Genomic DNA, 5,075 nt, shown 5'->3' on the forward strand with positions numbered 1-5,075 from the left:
ACTTTAAAGTTATCTTGTAATGATAAACCAAGTCCAGTAGAATATCGTTTGAATACGGAGGTCACAAAATCCTTTGGTAGGAAGACATTTAGTCTATTACCTGTCAATTTATTAATAGCCGCACCAAATTGTTCTCCTGGAGCTCCAGCGCCGCCTAAGCAGGATACAATAATTAACCGATCACCGTCACTTACTTTTGAGGCCATCGATTGAAGTAAGGCAACTTCTGACCTATTCATAGAACCATCTAGAAAATCATTTATTTCACTTGTAAATATATTACTCCTAGAACTCGTTGGCTCACTATCGTCAGTTCTCATAGATGCCTCACCATCACTTCTTCCACCATGCGTTTCTATTGCAAGGTTACTTAAACTTCTGTCTCCAAAAGCACCCAGTGCCTCATTTGCCAATCCAAAATTCTTTGCAGAAAAAACAGCTCATGAACCATAACCTTTCTTTTTATCATCTGCATTTATTTCCTGTCTTTCGGTATAACTATCATGATATTTATGTACACATTTCTTTTTTGTCCAATAATAACTTCAAAGGCACTTTTAGCATCCTCCTCAGTAAATCTAACCCCACCAGCAATTGAAATAATCTCCATTCCATTAGGGTCAACTAATAAAATAGGATTTCCTGCAACATAGTTATAAGGAGAATGTGAAAAATATAGCTCTGCTTTAGGATCCACCACATTTCAATCACCAGATCATAGAACCTTACACCATAATCGTAGTGTTTACTATCATCTGCTACTTAATTCTAAACCTATCAATTAAATTATTCTCTCCAACTATATCCTGAATATTCTCTTTATCAGGTAGATAAATCAATCTGAAACTGACTTCAAAGATATCATTCTGTTTAAGTGAATAAACCGACATTTCCACCAAAGCAGATAATCTCTCATTAGTGTGAGAATAGTACGCTGGGTGCCATTTATAAGTGGGAAAAATATTGTTAAAGTATGAGGTAACTGGATCGCCTGGCTTATTATTTGAAATATCAAACCTGCCGTCGAGAATATTTCCTGTTTTATCAATTTTAAACCTATAGTTCAGTGGTGACATAGCATACCCATGTTCTTTAGCATACATTTGCACATTCTTTAATTCATTTATGGGGAACTCGCTTTTAATTTTCTTCTGGTCTGCAAGTTTTGGCATCTGTAAATATATCCTAGTAATTGCTTGAGTAGGATATTTTTTAGGGTACGATGTTCTACATGAAATGCAAAATGAAAGCAATAACGAGAAACAAATTAAAGGGAAAAACTTGATTGTTTTCATATGTTTTATTGTTTTCTGAGAGTTACTGGAGGTGAACCAATCACACCAGAAAGACTTACTGACGTGTTTTGATATTGACTACCATTGGGCTGAGTCCACAAAAATTTTTCACTAAACATCCTGGAAAGCCATGGCCCTGTCTTACCTGTATTCGGATCCGCATAATATCTGGGTTGGACGGTTTGTTGAGCCATTAATATATTAAGTCTTCCACCTGTGAACGTATTCATGCTTTTCCCAAAATTTAAACCTGCTGTACCCGCCCCTATGCTACAAGAGCCAAAAATTAGATTTCCTCCATCCGTTAATTTGTTTGTAAGGGCTTTAAACATTTCCATTTTTTTTAGCGACATTAGGATTATTGAGTAAAGTAGCCCCTTCTATTTCCCCATTCGCCAATCTAAATTCAGTGTTAAAAATATGATCAGCAGCGTTAGTTGAGACGTCACTATCCCAAGTTAATCCTAACACCGATTCTCCAGTACGCTTTGAGCGGCCACCATGAGTTTCTATTATTAAATTATCTAAAGAAAAATCTGACACTCCCCCTATGGTATTTAAGGCATCCAACCCCTCATACATATTTTTACCCGCAAACGTTGCCCATTGACCATTTCTTGTTCTATTATTCTTGTCTGGATAATTGAAATCACTTGTTTTCTTGGCAACAGAAAGGTAAACATTTTTTGCCCTACCGGATATAACATTAAAGGCACTTGCTGCATCTTCTTCGGTAAATTTATATCCGCCAGCAATAGAGATAATTTCCATTCCATTAGGATCTATAAACATTATTGGATTATTTATTGCATAACCATAGGGTGAATAACTTAGGTATTGCTCCGCTAGCGGATCCACCACATTCCACCTTCCAATCACCGGGTCATAGAACCTAGCGCCGTAATCATACTGCCCCAATTCCTCCTGCAACTCCTTACTGTTATAAAGGTATTTATTTGTTCCGGATTGTGTGCTACTTCTTAGACCAAAAGCGTAGTAACCGAGGCGTTGCGGAGCTCATGAATACAGATAAAAATACAAACAACTATGAATAATCGTCCCGTTGCAATACCTCTAGTTGGTTTGTACTGGGGTTCTTGTAAAATGTTGCGCAAATTACCCAAATGATCTGAAAGGTTATACTCATAACTGTAATTGCCACTGCCATTGTTTCTGGCCAAACCTTCTTCGGTCTAGATGAAGTCAATTGTGTTATCTGTTTTATACTGAATGCCGTCAATATAGTTGATGGTGCCTCCAGATGTTATTTTTTTAAGTTTGCTTCCTGTGGCATCATATGCATAGCCGGCAACCAGGTTCTGGTTATTAGCATCCCTAACCTGCTTTGGTAGGTTAAGTACATTGTAATCAAAAAGAAATCCCGTTCGCCCGTCAATTACCGCGTTCCCGTTCTGATCATAATCGTATCCATTGGTCACCTCTGCTGCAAACCACAAAGGCTGCCATGGTAATGGTATTTATTATCGGTACCATTATCACGTTGAAACCTGTCAATATTGCCCAATACATCATAGGCGATGGTTTCGTTCATCATCACGCCTGTTCCTATCGAACTGGTTAAACGGTTCAGTTTATAGTAGCCATAATTCATAGCGATGCCGGAAGACAAGGGATTGGCATCCGCTGACTAGGATTCCCGGTCGATGTTTCCATTATACAAGCCCGCTGCATGCTAAACAGGTTATTGATACTGCTTAGCGCCTGAAAAAAATAAAACAAGTTTTTGCAAATAACAGCAAAGCCCAACATCTCTGCTAGACTTTGCTATAATTGTAATTTCTCACACGCGAAACGCATGCTACAGCTAGGGCTCCTTAAAATGAAGGCCACAGCTTTCTTATCTGCCAAAGTTCGCTGTAAAACTATATAAATTCACACACCTAGGTAAACATTTTTTATCTATTATGAACAATTACAGACATTCAACAATTTTTTTAGGTATAAAATAGCTTGTCATACTGATTCCGTAACCAATAAAAAAGATTGGAATTACTCATACATTTTTGCTGCAATTAGAATGTTTGCAAAGACTTTCCAGTTTACATCCTGAGGAATAGGAAGATTATTGTTTTGATAATAACCTTCCATATCTTCTGTCCAACTTGCGATGCTTTCCAAGAAATCTACTAAAGTTATATTAGTCCAATCTTGTGGATTGCTATTCAAATTAACAATTAATAATTCAACAAAGTTTATAAAGTCTTTTTTATTGTTAATTTCATGTATTTTCTTTTCAAAATCTATCATAATATTTTTTATTTTACAACCTTAACATTACCTCCACCAAGTTTAAGCTTAATCGAAGTTTCACCATTTGTAGTAGTCATTTTCCACATTTGGCCACTTGGATTCCCCCATTGAATTGGTGCTTCTTTTAATCCTGCCAATTTAAAAGCGGCTAATCTTCTGTGGTCTAGCGTCCACACTTTACCACTGGCATCTTTCCATACATTTATTCTAAGGATATTTGGATTTAGACTACCATTTGCCAAAGATTCTGCATTGCCAACAACTGTATAATTCCTTGTTTTATTTTTAATACTGCTTTGCATAAAATGAATGTCCTTAGGATTCATTACTTCCTTAGTGGCAGGTAAAGATAGTCCATTCCCCGCAATAGAACTTTGTATCATCAATGATGCTGTTACCGCATCTTCTGTATCTTCCGAGGATACATCCCTTAAAAAGGAAGCAGCCCTTCCTACAGGAGTATAATTAAGAAAACCCAGCCAGCTATTTAAGAATTGATTCGTCTTTATATCTCCTTCTTGTAATTGGCTTACAGAACTTTTTCTTATTATAGTACCTGTTTTATTAATTGCATTCTTACCTGCTTTCTTCGGCGGATCTTCTTCTGATGTAACTTGCTGGCGAGGGAATAAATGCCTCATTTGATAAAAGAACGGTAAAACGCCTGCAGCAGATCGAGGGCCTGATGGAGAACGACAGATCACACCTGCTGGCTATTGTTGATGCTTTCCTAAGGGAAGCCAATACCAGAAAGGAATATGCGGGATAGTAATCGGCATATGGAGATCCTCCAGGCGCTGGCCGCTGGCACAGACCCCATGACCGGTGAGGTATTCCCTGCATACAGTCCTTACAACCATCCCGAAATCATAAGGGCGCTTTTTATCACCATTAACCAACTCGAAGCCATCGCCGAAAAAGGCAATAAAGGCTTAGCATGGAATAAACAAGAAGACGCGTTGCTCACACAACGCTTTAACGAAGGCATCAAGATTACCCAGCTCGCTAAACTTCATTCACGGACTTACGGAGCAATTAAAGCCAGGCTAATTAAACTCGAATTCTTACAGAAATAACAAAGCCCAACAATTTTTAAACTGCTGGGCTTTTGCTTTATTTATTTTAGTAGACCTACAACCTTAGACGAGATGAATTTACACTTTTAAAGTACAGTTGCTCATGTTTCCCATTAGATATGGACATACTAATAACGATATTCTTCTGCATTGGATGAAAGAAAACATTAAAGTATACTACCATTTCAACTTTGCAAGAGATACAATTCTTTTTATGAGCTGGCTCCCATGTGTATTGAATGAATTTATTATTCATAAATGCATTTAATTCTTTATAGATTACCAATTTACTGCTTCTTATTGCCTTAACATTTCCGTTGGTATCTATCTTGAAATCGAAATTATAGTTACCTCCAAGTTTCTCTCTTTCAAGCTTTTTATAAATAGTATTTAAGTGTACAGAAGACAAAATCTCTTTATCAAGAATTATTTG

At 37.1% G+C, this 5,075-nt stretch carries 10 protein-coding genes and 2 pseudogenes; 1 reads left to right on the plus strand and 11 read right to left on the minus strand.

Annotated features, from left to right (window positions below; genetic code table 11):
- The 10 genes and pseudogenes from GJU39_RS22925 to GJU39_RS23700 all read right to left on the minus strand — a co-directional run.
- Positions 1–413, minus strand: a pseudogene (locus GJU39_RS22925) (DUF6443 domain-containing protein); the annotation flags it as partial.
- 62 nt (positions 414–475) lie between these two features.
- Positions 476–697 (minus strand): hypothetical protein, encoded by a 222-nt coding sequence (locus GJU39_RS22930; RefSeq protein ID WP_154283320.1) that lies wholly within the window; start codon positions 695–697, stop codon positions 476–478.
- Positions 698–758: 61 nt separating this feature from the next.
- Complete coding sequence (locus GJU39_RS22935; RefSeq protein WP_154283321.1) at positions 759–1,172, minus strand: hypothetical protein; 414 nt, start codon at positions 1,170–1,172, stop codon at positions 759–761.
- 128 nt (positions 1,173–1,300) lie between these two features.
- Positions 1,301–1,633 carry a hypothetical protein gene (locus GJU39_RS22940; RefSeq protein WP_154283322.1) on the minus strand — a complete coding sequence of 111 codons (333 nt, stop codon included), beginning with the start codon at positions 1,631–1,633 and terminating at the stop codon, positions 1,301–1,303.
- The gene (locus tag GJU39_RS22945; RefSeq protein ID WP_245228074.1) at positions 1,620–2,087 is read right to left on the minus strand and encodes a hypothetical protein; all 468 of its coding nucleotides are present in this window, start codon (positions 2,085–2,087) and stop codon (positions 1,620–1,622) included. Before GJU39_RS22945 ends, GJU39_RS22940 begins: the two co-directional genes overlap by 14 nt.
- 36 nt (positions 2,088–2,123) lie before the next feature.
- Positions 2,124–2,234 (minus strand): annotated as a pseudogene (locus tag GJU39_RS24030) (RHS repeat-associated core domain-containing protein); the annotation flags it as partial.
- A 254-nt stretch (positions 2,235–2,488) separates the two neighbouring features.
- Positions 2,489–2,752, minus strand: coding sequence for a hypothetical protein (locus GJU39_RS22950; RefSeq protein WP_154283323.1), 264 nt, complete (start codon positions 2,750–2,752; stop codon positions 2,489–2,491).
- Positions 2,731–2,907: a hypothetical protein gene (locus GJU39_RS22955; RefSeq protein ID WP_154283324.1), complete on the minus strand. Its 177-nt coding sequence runs from the start codon at positions 2,905–2,907 to the stop codon at positions 2,731–2,733. The genes GJU39_RS22950 and GJU39_RS22955 overlap by 22 nt, the downstream gene beginning before the upstream one ends.
- A 398-nt stretch (positions 2,908–3,305) precedes the next feature.
- Positions 3,306–3,563, minus strand: a complete 258-nt coding sequence (locus tag GJU39_RS22960) for a DUF7660 family protein (RefSeq protein ID WP_154283325.1) — start codon at positions 3,561–3,563, stop codon at positions 3,306–3,308.
- 8 nt (positions 3,564–3,571) lie between these two features.
- A complete protein-coding gene (locus tag GJU39_RS23700) occupies positions 3,572–4,207 on the minus strand; it encodes a ParB/Srx family N-terminal domain-containing protein (protein WP_209437725.1) in 636 nt (211 codons plus the stop codon).
- A gap of 138 nt (positions 4,208–4,345) precedes the next feature.
- On the opposite strand from GJU39_RS23700, the gene GJU39_RS22970 reads away from it, so the two are divergent.
- A complete protein-coding gene (locus GJU39_RS22970; protein WP_154283326.1) occupies positions 4,346–4,642 on the plus strand; it encodes a hypothetical protein in 297 nt (98 codons plus the stop codon).
- 55 nt (positions 4,643–4,697) lie between these two features.
- Here the strand turns inward: GJU39_RS22970 and GJU39_RS23705 are convergent.
- Positions 4,698–5,075, minus strand: a 378-nt coding sequence (locus GJU39_RS23705) for a hypothetical protein (RefSeq protein ID WP_209437726.1), incomplete at its 5' end; no start/stop codon positions are given.

Source organism: Pedobacter petrophilus (assembly GCF_009674725.1).
In the GTDB taxonomy this organism is placed as follows: domain Bacteria; phylum Bacteroidota; class Bacteroidia; order Sphingobacteriales; family Sphingobacteriaceae; genus Pedobacter; species Pedobacter petrophilus.

Excerpts from the sequence above, each read along its gene's own strand:
- GJU39_RS22935 (WP_154283321.1), bottom strand. The coding sequence starts at position 1,172 with ATGCCAAAACTTGCAGACCAGAAGAAAATTAAAAGCGAGTTCCCCATA.
- GJU39_RS22940 (WP_154283322.1), bottom strand. The coding sequence starts at position 1,633 with ATGGAAATGTTTAAAGCCCTTACAAACAAATTAACGGATGGAGGAAAT.
- GJU39_RS22945 (WP_245228074.1), bottom strand. The coding sequence starts at position 2,087 with ATGTTTATAGATCCTAATGGAATGGAAATTATCTCTATTGCTGGCGGA.
- GJU39_RS22955 (WP_154283324.1), bottom strand. The coding sequence starts at position 2,907 with ATGAATTATGGCTACTATAAACTGAACCGTTTAACCAGTTCGATAGGA.
- GJU39_RS22960 (WP_154283325.1), bottom strand. The coding sequence starts at position 3,563 with ATGATAGATTTTGAAAAGAAAATACATGAAATTAACAATAAAAAAGAC.
- GJU39_RS23700 (WP_209437725.1), bottom strand. The coding sequence starts at position 4,207 with ATGAGGCATTTATTCCCTCGCCAGCAAGTTACATCAGAAGAAGATCCG.
- GJU39_RS22970 (WP_154283326.1), top strand. The coding sequence starts at position 4,346 with ATGGAGATCCTCCAGGCGCTGGCCGCTGGCACAGACCCCATGACCGGT.